At 52.0% G+C, this 16,959-nt stretch carries 23 protein-coding genes; 21 read left to right on the top strand and 2 right to left on the bottom strand.

The window, feature by feature from the left end; genetic code table 11:
• Positions 1–4: 4 nt before the first annotated feature.
• From ACQG22_RS17965 to ACQG22_RS17920, 10 genes are all read left to right on the top strand, one after another.
• Positions 5–232 carry a DUF2732 family protein gene (locus ACQG22_RS17965; protein WP_039025453.1) on the top strand — a complete coding sequence of 76 codons (228 nt, stop codon included), beginning with the start codon at positions 5–7 and terminating at the stop codon, positions 230–232.
• On the top strand, positions 232–459 hold the full coding sequence (locus tag ACQG22_RS17960) for a TraR/DksA family transcriptional regulator (protein WP_048987514.1): 228 nt from the start codon (positions 232–234) through the stop codon (positions 457–459). The genes ACQG22_RS17965 and ACQG22_RS17960 overlap by 1 nt, the downstream gene beginning before the upstream one ends.
• Positions 456–1,313, top strand: a complete 858-nt coding sequence (locus tag ACQG22_RS17955) for a DNA adenine methylase (RefSeq protein WP_369706693.1) — start codon at positions 456–458, stop codon at positions 1,311–1,313. Before ACQG22_RS17960 ends, ACQG22_RS17955 begins: the two co-directional genes overlap by 4 nt.
• On the top strand, positions 1,310–2,320 hold the full coding sequence (locus tag ACQG22_RS17950) for a phosphoadenosine phosphosulfate reductase family protein (RefSeq protein ID WP_369706694.1): 1,011 nt from the start codon (positions 1,310–1,312) through the stop codon (positions 2,318–2,320). The genes ACQG22_RS17955 and ACQG22_RS17950 overlap by 4 nt, the downstream gene beginning before the upstream one ends.
• Positions 2,317–4,737 (top strand): replication endonuclease, encoded by a 2,421-nt coding sequence (locus ACQG22_RS17945; RefSeq protein ID WP_369706695.1) that lies wholly within the window; start codon positions 2,317–2,319, stop codon positions 4,735–4,737. Before ACQG22_RS17950 ends, ACQG22_RS17945 begins: the two co-directional genes overlap by 4 nt.
• 157 nt (positions 4,738–4,894) lie before the next feature.
• Positions 4,895–5,083 carry a hypothetical protein gene (locus ACQG22_RS17940; RefSeq protein ID WP_369706696.1) on the top strand — a complete coding sequence of 63 codons (189 nt, stop codon included), beginning with the start codon at positions 4,895–4,897 and terminating at the stop codon, positions 5,081–5,083.
• Positions 5,084–5,297: 214 nt separating this feature from the next.
• Positions 5,298–6,056, top strand: coding sequence for a DUF4145 domain-containing protein (locus tag ACQG22_RS17935; protein WP_369707016.1), 759 nt, complete (start codon positions 5,298–5,300; stop codon positions 6,054–6,056).
• Between the two features lie 307 nt (positions 6,057–6,363).
• The gene (locus ACQG22_RS17930; RefSeq protein ID WP_369707015.1) at positions 6,364–7,470 is read left to right on the top strand and encodes a hypothetical protein; all 1,107 of its coding nucleotides are present in this window, start codon (positions 6,364–6,366) and stop codon (positions 7,468–7,470) included.
• A 12-nt stretch (positions 7,471–7,482) separates the two neighbouring features.
• A complete protein-coding gene (locus ACQG22_RS17925; RefSeq protein ID WP_369707014.1) occupies positions 7,483–7,911 on the top strand; it encodes a hypothetical protein in 429 nt (142 codons plus the stop codon).
• Positions 7,911–8,558, top strand: coding sequence for a hypothetical protein (locus tag ACQG22_RS17920; protein WP_369707013.1), 648 nt, complete (start codon positions 7,911–7,913; stop codon positions 8,556–8,558). The genes ACQG22_RS17925 and ACQG22_RS17920 overlap by 1 nt, the downstream gene beginning before the upstream one ends.
• A gap of 31 nt (positions 8,559–8,589) precedes the next feature.
• Here ACQG22_RS17920 and ACQG22_RS17915 read toward each other — a convergent pair whose 3' ends face one another.
• Entirely contained in the window at positions 8,590–9,615 is a 1,026-nt protein-coding gene (locus ACQG22_RS17915; protein ID WP_369707012.1) for a phage portal protein, read from the bottom strand.
• Positions 9,615–11,381, bottom strand: coding sequence for a terminase ATPase subunit family protein (locus tag ACQG22_RS17910; protein ID WP_369707011.1), 1,767 nt, complete (start codon positions 11,379–11,381; stop codon positions 9,615–9,617). The genes ACQG22_RS17915 and ACQG22_RS17910 overlap by 1 nt, the downstream gene beginning before the upstream one ends.
• Before the next feature lie 142 nt (positions 11,382–11,523).
• On the opposite strand from ACQG22_RS17910, the gene ACQG22_RS17905 reads away from it, so the two are divergent.
• The 11 genes from ACQG22_RS17905 to ACQG22_RS17855 all read left to right on the top strand — a co-directional run bounded on the left by ACQG22_RS17905 (position 11,524) and on the right by ACQG22_RS17855 (position 16,955).
• The gene (locus ACQG22_RS17905) at positions 11,524–12,357 is read left to right on the top strand and encodes a GPO family capsid scaffolding protein (RefSeq protein ID WP_369707010.1); all 834 of its coding nucleotides are present in this window, start codon (positions 11,524–11,526) and stop codon (positions 12,355–12,357) included.
• A gap of 15 nt (positions 12,358–12,372) precedes the next feature.
• Positions 12,373–13,434, top strand: a complete 1,062-nt coding sequence (locus tag ACQG22_RS17900) for a phage major capsid protein, P2 family (protein WP_369707009.1) — start codon at positions 12,373–12,375, stop codon at positions 13,432–13,434.
• Positions 13,435–13,437: 3 nt separating this feature from the next.
• Positions 13,438–14,088, top strand: coding sequence for a phage terminase small subunit (gpM, locus tag ACQG22_RS17895; protein WP_029740065.1), 651 nt, complete (start codon positions 13,438–13,440; stop codon positions 14,086–14,088).
• A gap of 93 nt (positions 14,089–14,181) precedes the next feature.
• On the top strand, positions 14,182–14,646 hold the full coding sequence (locus ACQG22_RS17890; protein WP_369707008.1) for a head completion/stabilization protein: 465 nt from the start codon (positions 14,182–14,184) through the stop codon (positions 14,644–14,646).
• On the top strand, positions 14,646–14,849 hold the full coding sequence (locus tag ACQG22_RS17885; protein ID WP_369707007.1) for a tail protein X: 204 nt from the start codon (positions 14,646–14,648) through the stop codon (positions 14,847–14,849). The genes ACQG22_RS17890 and ACQG22_RS17885 overlap by 1 nt, the downstream gene beginning before the upstream one ends.
• A gap of 3 nt (positions 14,850–14,852) precedes the next feature.
• Positions 14,853–15,068 (top strand): hypothetical protein, encoded by a 216-nt coding sequence (locus ACQG22_RS17880; RefSeq protein WP_014884902.1) that lies wholly within the window; start codon positions 14,853–14,855, stop codon positions 15,066–15,068.
• A complete protein-coding gene (locus ACQG22_RS17875) occupies positions 15,049–15,564 on the top strand; it encodes a lysozyme (RefSeq protein ID WP_214539072.1) in 516 nt (171 codons plus the stop codon). The genes ACQG22_RS17880 and ACQG22_RS17875 overlap by 20 nt, the downstream gene beginning before the upstream one ends.
• Positions 15,561–15,989 (top strand): Rz-like lysis system protein LysB, encoded by a 429-nt coding sequence (gene lysB, locus ACQG22_RS17870; protein ID WP_369707006.1) that lies wholly within the window; start codon positions 15,561–15,563, stop codon positions 15,987–15,989. Before ACQG22_RS17875 ends, lysB begins: the two co-directional genes overlap by 4 nt.
• A complete protein-coding gene (gene lysC, locus ACQG22_RS17865) occupies positions 15,874–16,122 on the top strand; it encodes an Rz1-like lysis system protein LysC (RefSeq protein ID WP_369707017.1) in 249 nt (82 codons plus the stop codon). Before lysB ends, lysC begins: the two co-directional genes overlap by 116 nt.
• Positions 16,085–16,516, top strand: a complete 432-nt coding sequence (locus ACQG22_RS17860; RefSeq protein ID WP_369707005.1) for a phage tail protein — start codon at positions 16,085–16,087, stop codon at positions 16,514–16,516. The genes lysC and ACQG22_RS17860 overlap by 38 nt, the downstream gene beginning before the upstream one ends.
• Positions 16,509–16,955 carry a phage virion morphogenesis protein gene (locus ACQG22_RS17855; RefSeq protein WP_369707004.1) on the top strand — a complete coding sequence of 149 codons (447 nt, stop codon included), beginning with the start codon at positions 16,509–16,511 and terminating at the stop codon, positions 16,953–16,955. Before ACQG22_RS17860 ends, ACQG22_RS17855 begins: the two co-directional genes overlap by 8 nt.
• Positions 16,956–16,959 lie beyond the last annotated feature (4 nt).

The following is a 16,959-nucleotide window of genomic DNA, read 5'->3' as shown; positions in this document are numbered from 1 at the left end:
AACAATGCAGAAAGAATTACGAAAAATGTTTGTAGCCGAAACCGATTCGCTTATGGCGGTGATCGATATTGCCAAACGTGAGGAGCGCAAAGGCCGCGCGCTCGCAGTTTCAATCCGCCTTGAGGCGCTGGCAACCCATATCACCAACAAAGGGTTAAACGGTGTTGAAGCAGCTGAACTACTGCGCTGCGAAGCAACCCGCTACGAAAACGAATCTCAGGAGCTCCACTAATGGCTGACTCTATGGACCTCGTACAACAGCGCGTTGAAGAAGAACGCCAGCGCCACATCCACACTGCCCGCAACAGAGCGCCGGGCGTTTCCCGTGTGCTTTGCATCGAATGCGATGCGCCGATCCCTCCAGCTCGCCGCCGCGCTATTCCGGGCGTGCAGTGCTGTGTGACATGTCAGGAAATCGCAGAGCTTAAGGGCAAGCACTATAACGGAGGTGTTGTATGAGCACTATCCTGAAATGGGCGGGAAACAAAACCGCCATCATGTCCGAACTCAAAAAGCACCTCCCAGATGGCCCTCGACTGGTTGAACCTTTCGCAGGTTCCTGCGCTGTGATGATGGCAAAAGACTATCCTCATTATCTTGTCGCGGATATTAACGCTGACCTTATTAATTTGTATAAGAAAGCGGCCTACCATCCTGAGGAATTAATACAGGTTGCATGGGTATTATTCAGCAAAGATAACAGTGCTGAAAAGTATTATGAAAATCGTCTGCGTTTTAACGAAGATACATCCCTGACCACGCTGGAGCGCGCCGCATTATTCCTGTATTTAAATCGTCATTGTTATCGTGGGTTGTGTCGTTATAACCAACGTGGGAAATTTAATGTTCCCTACGGTCATTATAAAAATCCATATTTCCCTCATGCAGAAATCCTGACCTTTGCTGAAAAGGCAGTGCGTGCCACGTTCATCTGCGCCAGCTATGACGAAACGCTGGCAATGCTGACGGCGGGTGATGTTGTTTACTGCGATCCGCCTTATGACGGTACTTTTAGCGGTTATCACACAGCCGGGTTCTCTGATGATGACCAGTATGATTTGGCATCTATTCTGGTGCGCCGGTCATCAGAGGGGCACCCGATCGTCGTGTCAAATAGCGACACCCGCCTGATTCGTTCGTTTTACCGAAATTTCACCCTTCACCGTATCAGCACAAAACGCAGCATAGGAGTTGCTGCAGGAGAAGGGAAAACCGCAGGCGAACTTATTGCTGTACTGAAACCAAAAGTTTGGACTGGCGTTGATCTGGCTGGCTGCCCTGATTACTCGGTTGTGCGTGAGGTGCGCGTATGAATCCCATCGATCCGCGCTGCTTTGCTGCCAGCACCATCAACATAACCAGTATTTCAGGCGGCAAGGATAGTCTTGCCCAATGGCTGCGGGCCATTGAAAACGATGTTCCTCATATTTCTGTCTTCGCTGATACGGGCCATGAACACCCCCAGACGATGGAATATCTGGACTATCTGGAATCAAAGCTGGGCAAAGTTATCCGTGTTAAAGCTGATTTCACTCGCCAGATCGAAGGCAAACGGAAATTCATTGCAGAGAAATGGCCCGTTTCTCTGGTTCAGGAATGCGGTATGTCTGCCGATGAGGCGGCAGAACGTGTGCACCGTGCTCTGGAAATATTGAAGCCCACCGGCATTCCTTTTCTGGGCCTGTGCATGTGGAAAGGCCGGTTCCCTTCCACAAAAGCCCGTTTCTGCACCTTCGACCTCAAGCATGAGCCTATCAGGACTCAGGTTGTCGTTCCTGCCCTGGAAGAGTATGACGAGGTTATCAGCTGGCAGGGGGTCAGGGCTCAGGAATCACCTGCACGCGCATTGCTGCCGGACTGGGAGGAAGATGCAGATAATACACCGGGCCTGCACGTTTATCGTCCGATCCTTAACTGGCTGCATGAGGATGTCTTTGCAATTGCAAAGCGCCATGGCATTAAGCCTAACCCGTTATATCTGCAGGGCTGCAGCCGTGTCGGTTGTATGCCCTGCATTCACGCCCGTAAATCTGAACTTGCTGAAATTTTCCAGCGCTGGCCAGAAGAGGTTCGCCGGGTTGCTGAATGGGAAAGAATGGTTGCGGACTGTTCGCGCCGCGGTAATTCAACTTTCTTTCCCTCCACGCATGATCCACGCCGGGCTGAAAAGCGTATTGAGGTCATCACTGTTGATGCTTATGGCATTGAGACCTATCGCGACTGGGCACTGACGACACGAGGCGGCGCGCAGTTTGATTTGCTGGCGAGTGCAAATGACAGCGCGGTTTGCAGCAGTGTTTACGCAGGAGTTTGCGAGTGACGGATATCAGCTCAGGCCGTCCCGTCGCGCCTCTTGTATCAGAACTCCCCGGTAGTGGAGGTAAAGCTACCGGGGCGTATCCCTGGACCGCGCCTAAAAAGGCAATTAACCCCTATCTGGAACCGGCGGAAGAAGCGCCGGAGTCAGCGCTTTCAAACCTCATTACTCTCTATGCTGCGGACAACGAGCAGGAACAGCTGCGCCGCGAGGCCCTGAGTAATGAGGTCTGGGAATGCTATTTCTACAATGAATCCCGTGATCCTGTTCAGCGAGAAATGGAGCAGGACCACCTGATAAGCCGCGCCAAAATGGCCCGTGAACAGCAACAATTCAACCCCGATCTGATAATCGTTGCTGACGTGAGCGCCCAGCCAGCGCATATCAGTAAGCCGCTGCTTGAACGGATTAAATATTTCGAGGGCCTGGGCAAACCGAAGGCATATTCCCGCTATCTGCGTGAAACCATCAGGCCGTGCCTTGAACGCCTGGAGCGCGTGCGTACCAGCCAGGTTTCTGCGTCATTCCGTTTTATGGCGAGCCACGACGGGCTGGAGGGTTTGCTGGTTCTGCCCGAAATGAGTCAGGAGCAGGTCAAGCGGTTATCTACCCTAGTGGCGGCACACATGAGCATGTGTCTGGATGCTGCCTGCGGTGAGCTGTTTACGGATGAAGACGTTACGCCGGAAGAGATCCGCCGGTCATGGGAAAGGGTGGCCGCTGAGGCTATGCGCCTTGATGTTATCCCGCCAGCTTTCGAGCAACTGCGTCGTAAAAAGCACCGCCGTAACCCGGTCCCCTACGAGCTTATTCCGGGCTCGCTTGCCCGTATGCTTTGCGCGGACTGGTGGTATCGCAAGCTGTGGCAGATGCGGTGTGAATGGCGGGAAGAACAGCTGCGCGCTGTCTGCCTGGTTAACAAAAAGGCGTCCCCGTATGTCAGCTATGAGGCCGTGATCCACAAACGCGAACAGCGCCGCAAATCACTGGAGTTTTTCCGCTCGCATGAGCTGGTTAACGCCGAAGGCGACACGCTGGATATGGAAGAAGTGGTAAACGCCAGCAGCAGCAATCCGGCACACCGGCGCAACGAAATGATGGCCTGCGTTAAGGGGCTGGAGCTGATCGCAGAAATGCGTGGTGAATGCGCCGTGTTCTATACCATCACCTGCCCGTCACGTTTTCACGCGACGCTTAATAACGGCAGGCCAAACCCGAAATGGACCAGTGCCACGGTCCGCCAGAGCAGCGATTACCTGGTGAATATGTTTGCCGCTTTCCGTAAGGCGATGCATAAAGCCGGGCTGCGCTGGTATGGCGTCCGCGTTGCTGAGCCGCACCATGACGGCACCGTGCACTGGCACCTGCTTTGTTTCATGCGCAAAAAAGACCGCAAATCCATCACCGCGCTGCTGCGTAAATTCGCCATTCGTGAGGACCGGGAGGAGCTGGGCACCAATACCGGGCCTCGCTTCAAGTCTGAGCTTATCAACCCGCGCAAGGGCACCCCGACCAGCTATATCGCCAAATACATCAGTAAAAACATCGACGGACGCGGGCTGGCGCAGGAAATCAGTAAAGAAACGGGCAGATCACTGCGCGATAACGCTGAGAACGTAAACGCCTGGGCTTCGCTGCACCGTGTCCAGCAATTCCGCTTCTTTGGTATTCCTGGCCGCCAGGCGTACCGTGAGCTGCGCCTGCTGGCCGGTCAGGCTGCCAGGGGGCAGGGTGACAAGAAGGCAGGCGCACCGGTACTGGAAAACCCGCGTCTGGATGCTGTGCTGGCTGCAGCTGATGCTGGATGTTTTGCCACCTACATCATGAAGCAGGGCGGCGTTCTTGTTTCCCGCAAGCATCACCTGGTCAGAACTGCCTATGAGCTGAACGACGAGCCGAGCGCCTACGGTGATCACGGTGTTCGTATTTATGGCATCTGGTCCCCGATCATTGAGGGCCGGATCTGCACTCATGCAGTGAAGTGGAAAATGGTTCGTAAAGCCGTTGACCTTCAGGAGGCGACAGCCGACCAGGGCGCTTGCGCCCCTTGGACTCGTGGCAATAACTGTCCCCCTGTTGAAAATTTGAACCAGACAGGGGGGGAAGTACCGGATATTACGTCCATGGATGAAAAGGCGCTGCAGGAATATCTCCACAGCATGAGCCAGAAGGAACGGCGTGAGCTGAAAGCCCGGTTAAGGCTGGTAAAACCTAAGCGGAAAAAAGCATACAAACAGAATATTTCGGATCATCAGCGCCTGCAGCTTGAGGCCGAGCTGAGTTCCAGAGGGTTAGATGGTGGCGAGTCAGAGCTTGACCTGCTTCTACGCGGCGGCAGTATTCCGTCTGGTGCCGGGTTGCGTATTTTTTACTGCAACCATCGCCTGCAGGAAGATGACAAATGGCGTCAGTGGTGCTAAGACTTCTGTTAACATTTCGTGCTTTATTGACTTACATCAGTTCGTCCAATTAACTGACAAAAAACAGTTTTACATTTTTTTTTCTCTACAGTACTGTATGTATAACCAGTATATGTAAATACAGCTTTTGTGTGTCCGTGTAATGATAGGAGGGAAGATGCAGGACTATCTTTTGGAGTCATTGAAACTTCAGCGCATTGATTTTTTTATCAAGCTTGTAGCGGCTAGTGAGTGTGATGATGAAGAAAAGAAGCTGGCTATCCAATGGGTGTCAGAGCTGACTGATGAATTGATGGCGAAAATTCGAGCTCATGAATATAACCGTTCGATGGATCTTCCTAGTTAGCTGCGGGATTGTTGCTGGCGTTAGTACTTGCTTCTGACGTCAGCAAGGTTGAATAACGAGTACAGCTAGGGGTTAGCCATAAGTGGATAAAGATAGTAGCCACTAGATCATCTATCTAGGGCAGATTTTTAAATGGTTTATAATATATAGGGGATGCTTTTAATCTTTAGCCAGCATTAGAATAAGTTAAATACTATCTGAAACGAGATAATCTATGCCTGGCCCATTCAAATTCGATTTTTTTACAAAGAGTTCTATACCAGATTGGCCTTGTCCCGCTTGTGCCAGGGCTACACTAGAGCTCATACCTGAAAGTTTCAAAATACAAAGAACGGCTAGAGCCATCACTGAACATGCCAAAAGACAAGGCTTTGGCCCAGATGAAGATGAAACGGTTTTCAGTTGTCAGTTGAGGTGTAATCAAAAAAATTGTCTACAGCCGGTAGCTGTATCGGGCGATGGGTACTATGAACAAGACTGGAGCCAAACTTCAAATTCTTACGACCTAAGATATGAGGCTGTTTATCGTCCACGCTATTTTTATCCACCACTAAATCTGTTTACATGTTGCGAGGCATACCCGGAGCAGATCAACATCCAGTTGCGGGAGCTTTCGGCTCAGTTACCGGGACATCCTCAAGCAGCAATCAATGCACTTCGCACTACCCTGGAAATAGTTCTTGATAGCTTTAAAATTCCTCGTAACGAAAATGGTCGTTACCTGTCCTTGGATCGCAGGATTTCGCGCATACCAGAGCCCTTCAAATATGTTGAGGCTGGATTCAGGGCGATGAAGTGGCTGGGTAACACTGGGAGTCATAATTTGAGGCCCGTATCATCAGAAGATATTGAGGGGGCTTGTATTATGCTGGATGATTTCCTACTACGAATCTATCGTCCGCAGATTGATCATAGTGTGACGATAGCTAGGTTGATTAAGAATCATGACCCTAGCGAAAGGGATAAGTCATGAGTGTAGCAATGATAATTGCAATGCATGCCTATGATGCATGAGATCGCATGATTGTTTATGGATCGTTTTCGCTGGAGCCTACCAGAATTGGCGGGCTTTTGCTTATGTCATGCACCTGCATGAAAACCGTCACATAAAGCGGGCAGGCGTGGCGGGGCTACGAGCGCGCGCTCAGATGAAAACGTGCGCTGCTAGACATAAGATAGGCCTAGACTTGAAAGCGCTCCTATACCTGGTTAAGTTATTGGAATACTCTCATTGATCTCCCGAAGACGACCTTGTGTTGCAATTTCAACAGGTAATTAAGATGACAGGAAATGTCCCAGTAGTACTTAGTGAAGCAGAAATGAAGTCCATTTTGACACTAATCACGAGATTTCCATGGAACGTGGCAAAACCTGTTATTTCAGCTCTTGGGTTAGCTCGTGGTAAAGGTAGAGATGCAACTCATGAAAAAATACTGGAAGAATTAACAGAACTAAAAGAAAAGAATTTAAAGAAATTCAATGACATCATTCAGTCTGTAAATAATTTAATATTCGGGCAATTGGTATACGGCGATAAAGCTTTTTTTAGTATGGCAGTTGATAATCAAATAATTCCATCGCTAACGAAAGCTATGAAATTAGAATGGGATTTATCTGCACAGCCTTCTGTCGCCTCGGATGTAATTCTTTCTGAGCAGGAAATTAATGCGTCTGGAAAGAATAAACTAAATTTGGTTCATTATTCTGAGAGCGGTAATCAGGCGTTAGCTCTTTTTAGTTCTGTTAGAGAACAAAAGATTAGAGAGAGGATTTCGCCTAAAAGTTTACCGCAGTATAGTGGCTACGAAGAAATTATTGCCACTAAAAAAGAAAAGCATCAATGTTTTGATGTATGTATATTTGATAAAGCCAACTCTACTATTTCTATTTTGATAGATGCAGGTGCTAATACAATAGGCGAGAGCGTCTTGTTTGCAAAGAGTACTGTAGTAAGAGAACTTTATAATTTTTTAGGAGCAGAGTTTGCGTCAAAGGAAAGAGATTTCTTCCATTTGATTGATCCAATCTTTAAACAAGATCAAAAACCATATTCGACTCTCAATTATAAAGTTTTTGAGCTTTCATTCCTTACTCCTGAAGGGACAACACATAAGGAAAGAAAAACTGACTCTACTAAAGATTTGAGACAAGATATCTTCAATCAGGAAGGTATTAAAGCTGTAGGTAATATCGGACTTTATAGGATAGGCATTAGGGTTGAACGAACAAATCCTTTACTACAGTTAGCCGACAATGTAGAACTTACGATACCAGGAACGCTAAGACGGTACCTTGGTGGAAGCTCAGGCTCACCAGTGAATTTTGCTATACTTAGTAAATGTATCTCTCGTGATGATTTCGAAACACTTACGAAGCTGATACTATAGCTGGAGACACATATGAAGGATGTTAACTTGGCAAAGACCATACAAGACATATGCTCCGAACGCCCAGAAGTGGGTGTTTTGGCGTGCATGTTTCATGAGAAACTTGCTCAGTTAGCATCCCGCTCCCCTAATATATTTATTAGTTATAACCTTTTATTTGATATAGCGCTTTCGAATAAGGGTGAGGCTTATGTGGATGAGCATGACATTTATTTAGCTATCCAGGTTTTGTGTAATCCAAAAGTTAATTTTCTGAAGTTAAACTATCAATTTATAGACGATGGCTTCGCACCAGTTAATATAAGTATTGCTGATGTTATTGATGCTGAAGATAATCAAGGTTTAGAACATCCATATACTGGTGAGATAGTGCCAGATTACAAAAAGTATGTATTTCCTTTCTTTACAGTTATTAGTTTCACAAGAGAAGGGGCGTGCTAATGCTTACAAGTCTGGATGATTTGGAGAAAAACTTTCATTTGCAGAAGGTTCATTTTGCCATTGAAAGGATTCAATTTGCGTTGGAGTCCTATTCTAATTTCAACAGTCTTGTCCGAAAGGAACTCGATTATGCTGTAAGTAAATTAGAGCAAAATGGCAATAAAATTACATTTGATCTCTCTGAAGATCAGTTAACTCTATATTTGCTTTCGTATGTTGAAAATAGATATCTGGGTCTTGAAGCCAGTCACGAGAAGAATCAGAGAGGGCATTGTGATATATCTATTACACTTGCTGATTATATCTGGCATGGGGAAGCAAAAAAACATTCTTCATATTTATATCTTTTTAAAGGTTATGCGCAACTTACCGAGCGGTATAGTACTGGGACCATTAATAGTTCTTCGGGCGGTCTGATTATTTATACGAAAAATGTTTCCTGTTCTGATATGATGGATTCATGGAAAACATTTTTATCAAAGAATGCTCCCAGAATTCATGTTTGTAAATCTGTCAATATTATTGATTGCCAAAAAAATCCATTGGTTTTTTATAGCCAGCATCTTCATACTGTAAGTAAACTTGATTATCAAGTCGTGCATTATCCAGTATCACTACATCATAAACCTATAGATCCGGATCTATAGGTTAGTTTTGCTGGCTAGTCTGCTTTGAATGTCATTGCTCAACTGAGAGCTGATACGCCTCAAAGTTTATTACTTTTTCCCCAATCCATTCGTTCAGTTCGCACATACGTTTCTGCAATGGCTGCAATTCATTACGTACAAAAACACGCGCGGCTTTTTCCACATCACCAAATCCCCCAACATTACTCGGCATAATCCCCATCATCTGAGGCGGAACGCGGTGCGCTGCCATCATGTCATCCCGGCTTACATTCTTGATATTCAAAAACTCATCTTTTGCCGCTACCTCTGACAACGGGATGATCTGTATACCGTCCTTTTTGCCGTTGGGCGAGTACATAAACAGGTTGCGGAAGTTGCCCGGCCCTTTGGCGCTTTTCATTGCCTGGCGGATGTTGTTTACGTCCTCCTGGTTCTGTGCGGCATCTGTCATGTACATGATGAACCCTGCATGGCTGCCGTTGATGTAATACTTGCGGCGGAACAACGTGGCGGACTCGTTCAACAGGGCTGAAGGGATGGCGGACAGGTATTCCGGCAGGCCGTAAATCTCCTGGTTTAAATCCGGCTCCATCAGGTGAAAAATGCTGCCTCTGGTGAATTCATACGGCTGCGTGGTTATACCGTATTGCACAAACCAGTAGGTATTAAGATCCAGACCACGGCGAGTATATTTCGCCAGTGATGGTTCTAGTGAAAGGATACCGCCGAGGCGGTTGGTGCGTTTCTCCAGATAGGCGTTACCAAACACCAGATAGTCCTGAACAAAGCGGCTGAATGCCTGCTGGCTTAGCAACGGGTGAGGGATAAAGGTGCTGGTTAGAATGTTGCGCTTCACCGCAATCGGTGAGCTGTGATGCACGGCGGCGCGATAAGTGCGGGCCAGACCGTCGAAGCTCACTGGCGGCTCATACCAGCGGTCCATCTGTACGCACTCCACATAATCCAGCAGTTCGCGGCGGTCCAGTACCGGAATGGGATCGCCAAAGCTGAATGCCTCTGCAGTTGCGCCGCTCTGGTGCTTAACTTCAGTGCGGTTTTTCTTACTCTTACCCATCAAAAAATCTCCACAATATTGCTGGTATTGGCGGACTCGCCCTGCAGCGGTTCGTTAAACAGTGCGTGCATCGTTGCCCATGCCAAATCGGCGTGGCTGGCTTCTTCGCTACGGCTGGCTTCATAGGTGGGGCGGTTACCGCTGGCTGTGGTTGCGCGGCGGATAGCCATAAAGGACTGCGCAATGTCGGTATGCCCGGCGTCAAACTCCAGACGGCGGTGGCTGATAATATCGTAGGCCTTGAGCACCAAGGCGTTTTTGACGTTGGGGTTGTAGACAAACTCCCGGACGGCAGGAAAGAACGCTTTCACGTTCTCATAAACACCGTGCCCGACGCCGGTCGAGTCGATGCCGATATAGGTCACGTTGTACTGCTGCGTCAGTTTTTTAATGGCGTCAGCCTGGGCGCGAAAGTCCATGCCGCGCCACTGATGACGCTCAAGAATGCGGAACTTGCCGCCCGGCACGGTAGGCGGAGCCATAACCACGCAGCCTGCGCTGTCACCGTTCTGTGTGCCTTTCGCCGGGTCATAACCGATCCAGACTTCGCGCCAGCCAAACGGGCGCAGCGCAAGGGCGTGAAAATCGGTCCAGACTTCCCAGCTATCCACCATGCACGCCTGCAGCTCGCTGAGTGGGAATACTGACGCCAGATCGTCAATAAATTCGCACATCAGCAGGTTCTGGTATTCGTCCGGGCTGTACTCCATGCGCAACTGGTCGAGGTCGAACAGGTTACACCCACCACTCACCGCATCTTCCACGGTGACAATCTGGCGATACTGCCCGTCCGGACAGAGCAGGCCCGGGGCCAGATTGCCGTGGGTCAGGTCAATATCTACCTTGTCCGCTTTGGCGCGCCCCCGGTTGAACAGTGCGCCGGACCAGAATGGATAGGCGCTGTGGGTCAGGCTGGACGGGGTTGAAAAGTAGGTCTGCCGCCATTTTTTATGGATGGCCATACCGGAAGCCACCTTACGCAGCTCCTGGAATTTCGGTATCCAGAAATATTCATCTAGGTACAGGTTACCGTGGTAGCTCTGCGCCGTGCGGGCGTTGGTTCCCAGAAAGTACAGGCAAGCGCCGTTGCTCAGCGTCATCGGATCGCCTTTCAGCTCTACATCCACCTCTTTTGCAAAGTCGATGATGTACTGTTTGAAGACGTGCGCCTGTGCCTTGCTCGCTGAGAGAAAAATCTGGTTACGGCCGGTGGTGATGGCGTCAATCAGTGCCTCCCGGGCAAAAAAGAAGGTTGCCCCGATCTGGCGCGATTTGAGCAGGTTGCGGATACGGTGACGGTTGCCTGCCTCATACCAGTGGCGCTGGTAGGAGAACATCGAGCCGTGGAAAACCACCTGCAGCTTCTCGATCTGTTCGTCGGTGAAAACGTTCTTTTCGGGCTGGCGGCGCGGGCCTTTGTTGCGGTTGGCAATCTTCGGATTTAAATCTACCTCGTTGCCGCCATCGTTAAATTTACCGATCCGGGCGTGGCGCTCTGACTGGCGCGCCAGCAGGTCAATTTCCTTGAAGTCCCTCCCTTCTTTCTGCTCCTTCATAATGAGCTGGCAGTAGCGCGCGGCAGTGGTGAGCTGCATCTGATCCAGCGGCCCATGCTCGCCCCACTTGTCGCGCTTCTTCCAGCTGTGAACGGTTGCAACTTTCTCGCCCAACATTTCAGCAATGCGGGCTATGCGGTATCCCTGAAAGTACAGCAGCATAGCCTGCCGACGGGGATCGAGGTCTGCGGGGGTCATTGTCGTGTTCATGGCCCAAACATACGGCCTTGCCCGGCGGCTTTCCCCGGCTGCGGTTTGTGTGGCTGACCGTACAAGCGCCGCACGTTGTTTCACTCCCCCCATCACCGCAACCATAAGACTCCAGTAAGTTTTTTCTAACGGAGCACGGCTCATGACAGTGAAAGCAAAGCGCTTCCGTATCGGGGTGGAAGGTGCCACCACCGACGGGCGCGAAATCCAGCGTGAATGGCTGGTACAAATGGCTGCCAGCTACAACCCTGAGGTGTATACGGCACAAATTAACCTTGAGCACATTAAAGGCTATTCGCCAGATAGCACGTTTAAGCGTTATGGGCATGTCACCGGCTTAACTGCCGAAGAAATCACGGAAGGGCCATTAAAAGGGAAAATGGGGCTGTACGCCGAGATTAACCCATCGCCCGATCTGATTAGTCTGATTAAGCAGTGGCAAAAGCAATTCACCTCTATGGAAGTCAGCCCGAAATTTGCCGACACCGGCAAAGCCTACCTCGTCGGCCTGGCCGCCACTGACGATCCGGCTAGCCTGGGCACCGAGATGCTGGCTTTCAGTGCCACCGCCAAACAGAACCCGCTGGCTAACCGCAAACAGAGTCCTGAAAACCTGTTTACCGCCGCCGAAGAAACGCTAATCGAACTGGAAGAAAACCAGGACGAAAAGCCGTCCCTCTTTGCCCGCGTTTCCGCGCTGTTTACCAAAAAAGAGCAGACCGACGATGCGCGTTTTTCAGACGTGCACAAAGCCGTCGAGCTGGTTGTCACCGAACAGCAGAACCTGAGCGAGCGTACAAATAAATCTCTGTCCGACCAGGACGCGCGCATTTCTGAGCTTGAATCCTCGCTGCAGGAGCAGCAGGCCGCCTTTGCCGAGCTTCAGCAGCAGCTGAGCCGTGAAGACAGCCGTAAAGATTACCGCCAGCGCGCGCCGGGCGGTGACGCACCGGCTGGCACCCTGACCAATTGCTGATGGAGCATAAACCCGATGAAAAAGAATACCCGCTTTGCCTTTAACGCCTACCTGCAGCAGCTGGCGCGCCTGAACAACGTGGAAGTGGAAGAACTTTCCAGCAAGTTCACCGTGGACCCGTCCGTGCAGCAGACGCTGGAAGACCAGATCCAGCAGTCCGCCGCTTTTCTGACGTTGATTAACATCACGCCGGTTGCGGAGCAGTCCGGCCAGCTGCTTGGCCTGGGAGTTGGCTCCACCATTGCCGGAACCACCGATACCACCACCAAAGAGCGCGAACCCACCGATCCGATGCTGATGGAGGACGTGGAATATAAATGCGAGCAGACCAACTTTGACACGGTGCTGACCTACGCAAAGCTGGATCTGTGGGCGAAATTCCAAGATTTCCAGGTGCGTATCCGTAACGCCATCATCAAGCGCCAGGCTCTGGACCGCATCATGATCGGCTTCAACGGCGTGAAGCGCGCCAAAACCTCCAACCGCGCTGAAAACCCGCTGCTGCAGGACGTGAATAAGGGCTGGCTGCAGAAAATCCGCGAAGATGCGCCGGACCACGTTATGGGCAGCACCACCCAGGACGGCACCACCACCGCTGGCGCGTTGAAGGTGGGCAAGGGCGGCGACTATGCCAACCTGGACGCCGTAGTGATGGATGCGGTCAACGAGCTGATCGACGTGGTTTATCAGGACGATGACGAGCTGGTTGTTATCTGCGGCCGCGAGCTGCTGTCTGACAAGTATTTCCCGCTGGTTAACAAAGAGCAGGAAAACAGCGAGAAAATCGCCGCCGATCTGATTATCAGCCAGAAACGTATGGGGGGGCTGCAGGCGGTGCGTGCGCCGTTCTTCCCGGCGAATGCCCTGCTGATCACCCGTCTGGATAACCTGTCCATTTACTGGCAGGAGGACACCCGCCGCCGTTCTGTTATCGACAACCCAAAACGTGACCGGATTGAGAACTTCGAATCCGTCAACGAAGCGTATGTGATTGAAGACTACCGCTGCGCGGCCATAGTCGAAAATATCACTATCGGTGACTTCTCCGCGCCAGCTGCGCCGGAAGGTGGGGAGTAACGCATGAGCCTGAGTCCCGCACGGCAGCACCGCCTGCGCATTCAGGCCGAACAGGCCGCCCGGGAGGGCGGCAGTGTTCGCCATGCGTCCGGCTATGACCTGATGTTGCTGCAGCTGGCAGAAGACCGCCGCCGCCTTAAGGGTATCCAGTCCACCGTGAAAAAGGCGGCAATCAAGGTGGAGCTTCTGCCGAAGTATGCCGCCTGGGCGGAGGGCGTGCTGGCTGCCGGAGGTGCGCAGCAGGATGACGTGCTGATGTACGTGATGCTGTGGCGTATCGATGCCGGTGATTATGCCGGTGCGCTGGAAATCGGGCGTCATGCGCTGCGCCATGGCTGGGTGATGCCGCTGGGCAACCGCAACGTGCAGACCGTTCTGGCGGAAGAAATGGCTGACGCCGCACAAAGCGCCCTGCTGGCCGCCGCCGGTTTTGATGCCGATCTGCTCCTGCAGACGCTGGAGCTGACTACCGATCTGGATATGCCGGACCAGTCCCGGGCACGCCTGCACAAAGCCATCGGCGCGGTACTGACCGAAAGCAACCCGGCTTCTGCCCTAAATCACCTTACCCATGCGCTGCAGCTCGATCCCCGCTGCGGCGTGAAAAAAGAAAAGCAGCAGCTGGAGCGCAGATTGCGCAGTGACAGCCGCTAACGAACGTGCCCCGCGCACGGGCGGCACGGGGTGGCGAAAGGCACTGCTACATCAAAATCCCGTCCACCGCCCACTATTTCAGGAGAAAGCCGCATGCAGTTTGTTGCGCCAGAACAGGTACCGGAACAGGCGGACGTTATTAAAAATACGCCGTTCTGGCCTGATGTGGACCTGTCGAAATTTCGCAGTGTGATGCGCACTGATGGCACGGTGACGCAGCCCCGTCTGAGGCAGGTTGCGCTGACAGCCATTTCCGAAGTTAACGCTGAGCTGTACGACTTCCGCAACCGCCAGCAGATGCTGGGCTACCGGGATCTGGCTGACGTGCCGGCGGAAATGCTGGATGGCAAAAGCGAGCGCATTCAGCACTACCTCAACGCCGTGTATTGCTGGGCGCGCGCCGTGCTCAATGAGCGTTACCAGGATTATGACGCCACGGCGTTGGGGGTAAAGCGAGGGGAGGAACTGGCGGAGGTTAGCGGCGATCTGTGGCGTGATGCCCGCTGGGCTATCAGCCGGGTGCAGGATGCACCGCACTGCACGGTGGAGCTTATCTGATGAAAGTGCGTGCGCACCAGTATGACACGGTGGACGCGCTTTGCTGGCGTCATTACGGGCGTACGCAGGGTGTTACCGAGCAGGTTCTGCAGGCAAATCCGGGGCTGGCTGAGTATGGCCCTTTTTTACCGCACGGACTGCAGGTGGAGCTGCCGGATATTCCGGCGACAACCACGGTGCAGACCCTCCAGCTATGGGACTGAATTATGACGCTTGAGCGAATCAGCGCCTTTATCACTTACTGCGTTGCCCTGCTTCTGGCATGGCTCGGCGATTTGTCTCTTAAAGATGTATCGACCATCACCGGTCTTGCGCTGGGCATTATTACTGCAGCGGTGACGTGTTATTTACGCTGGAAAGCCTACCAGCTGCTGCGGGACGGCAGAATATCCAGGGGGGAATATGAGTCCTTCAATCGTTAAGCGTTGCCTGGTCGGCGCGGTGCTGGCGATTGCCGCCACGCTGCCGGGTTTTCAGTCGCTTCATACCTCCGTCGAGGGGCTGAAACTGATTGCTGATTTCGAAGGGTGCCGCCTGCAGCCATACCAGTGCAGCGCCGGGGTCTGGACTGACGGGATCGGCAATACGTCCGGGGTAGTGCCGGGAAAAACCATAACGGAGCGACAGGCCGCGCAGGGGCTGATTAATAACGTGTTGCTGACGGAAAAAAGGATTGAAGCCTGCCTGCAGGTTAAGCCACCTCAGCATGTTTACGATGCCCTGATCAGTATCGGCTTTAATGTCGGAACGGGGGCAATCTGCCGGTCAACAATGGTTTCTTACATCAATCGCCAGCAATGGTGGCAGGCATGCAACCAGCTCCCCCGCTGGATTTATGTAAATGGTCAAAGGAGTAATGGGCTGGAAAACAGGCGCGCCCGTGAGCTTGCCTGGTGCCTTAAAGGGGCGGGGGCATGACGCGCGCGCTGGCGGTGATCCTGGCTCTGGTGCTGGCGTTGCTGGGCTGGCAGTCATGGCGGCTCAACAATGCCGGTCACACCATCGCGACGCAGGCTGAGGCGCTTAAAAATAACAAGCAGGAGCTGGCGAAGAAAAGCAGCCAGCTTATCAGCCTGTCCATTCTTACCGAAACCAACAGCCGGGCGCAGACGCAACTTTATGCTGCAGCGGAGGAGACTTCCGCGCTGTTGCGGAATCGTCAGCGCCGGATCGAGGAGCTAAAACGTGAAAACGAGGATTTACGCCGCTGGGCTGACACTCCTTTGCCTGCTGACATTATCCGGCTGCGGGACCGCCCACCCCTCGCCGGAGGTGCAGCTTACCGTGAGTGGTTGTCCAAAAGTGACGCAATGCCGCCTGGACAGGTCAGCGCCGCGCAGTAATCGGGATCTGAACCAGGTGCTGGATGAGACTGAGGCCGCCTGGGCAGTATGTGCCGACAAAGTGGACACGATCATAGCGTGTCAGGAGCGAGAAAGTGAACAAGCCGCAGTCCTTACGCAACGCCCTGAATAAATCGGTGGCGTATGTCCGTGATAACCCGGACAAACTGCACCTTTTTGTTGATAACGGTTCGCTGGTTGCAACCGGCGCCTGTTCAATGTCATGGGAATACCGCTACACCCTGAACGTGGTGATTGAAGATTTTAGCGGCAACCAGAATTTAGTGATGGCACCCGTGCTGCTCTGGTTAATGACCAATCAACCGGACGCCATCAACAACCCGGAACTGCGCGAAAAACTTTTTACCTTTGATGTCGATATCCTGAGCAACGATCTGTGTGATCTCAGCCTCAATCTGCAGCTCACGGAGCGCGTGATTGTCAGTATAGATGGCACCGTATCGAGCGTTGAAGCGGTGCCGGAACCCGACGTACCCGAAGAAATGTGGACGGTGAAACGTGGATGACCTGCAGAGGGTGGATGACTGGCTGGCGGCCCTGCTGGCGAATCTGGAACCGGCAACCCGCAACCGTATGATGCGACAACTGGCGCAGGAGCTGCGCCGGTCGCAACAGCAAAATATCAGGTTGCAGCGCAATCCAGACGGCACCGCCTTTGAGCCGCGCGGGGTGACGGCCAGAAGTAAAAAGGGGCGCATCAAGCGCCAGATGTTCGCCAAATTGCGCACCACTAAATACATGAAAACCGCAGCCACTGCGGACTCTGCCAGAGTGCAGTTTGATGGGAAAGTCCAGCGCATCGCCCGTGTTCACCATTATGGCCTGCGTGATCGAGTTAGACGCAACGGCCCGGAGGCCCGGTACCCGTCACGCCGTCTTTTGGGCGTGAATGATGAGGTGGAAACCATCACCCGTGACACGCTGTTGCAATGGTTATCAGGATAAAAGA

Source organism: Enterobacter cloacae complex sp. 309I3 (genome assembly GCF_050031595.1).
GTDB classification, from domain to species: domain Bacteria; phylum Pseudomonadota; class Gammaproteobacteria; order Enterobacterales; family Enterobacteriaceae; genus Enterobacter; species Enterobacter cloacae.
The sequence above is the reverse complement of the archived record's forward strand: the minus strand, read 5'-3'. Positions and strand labels throughout refer to the sequence as shown.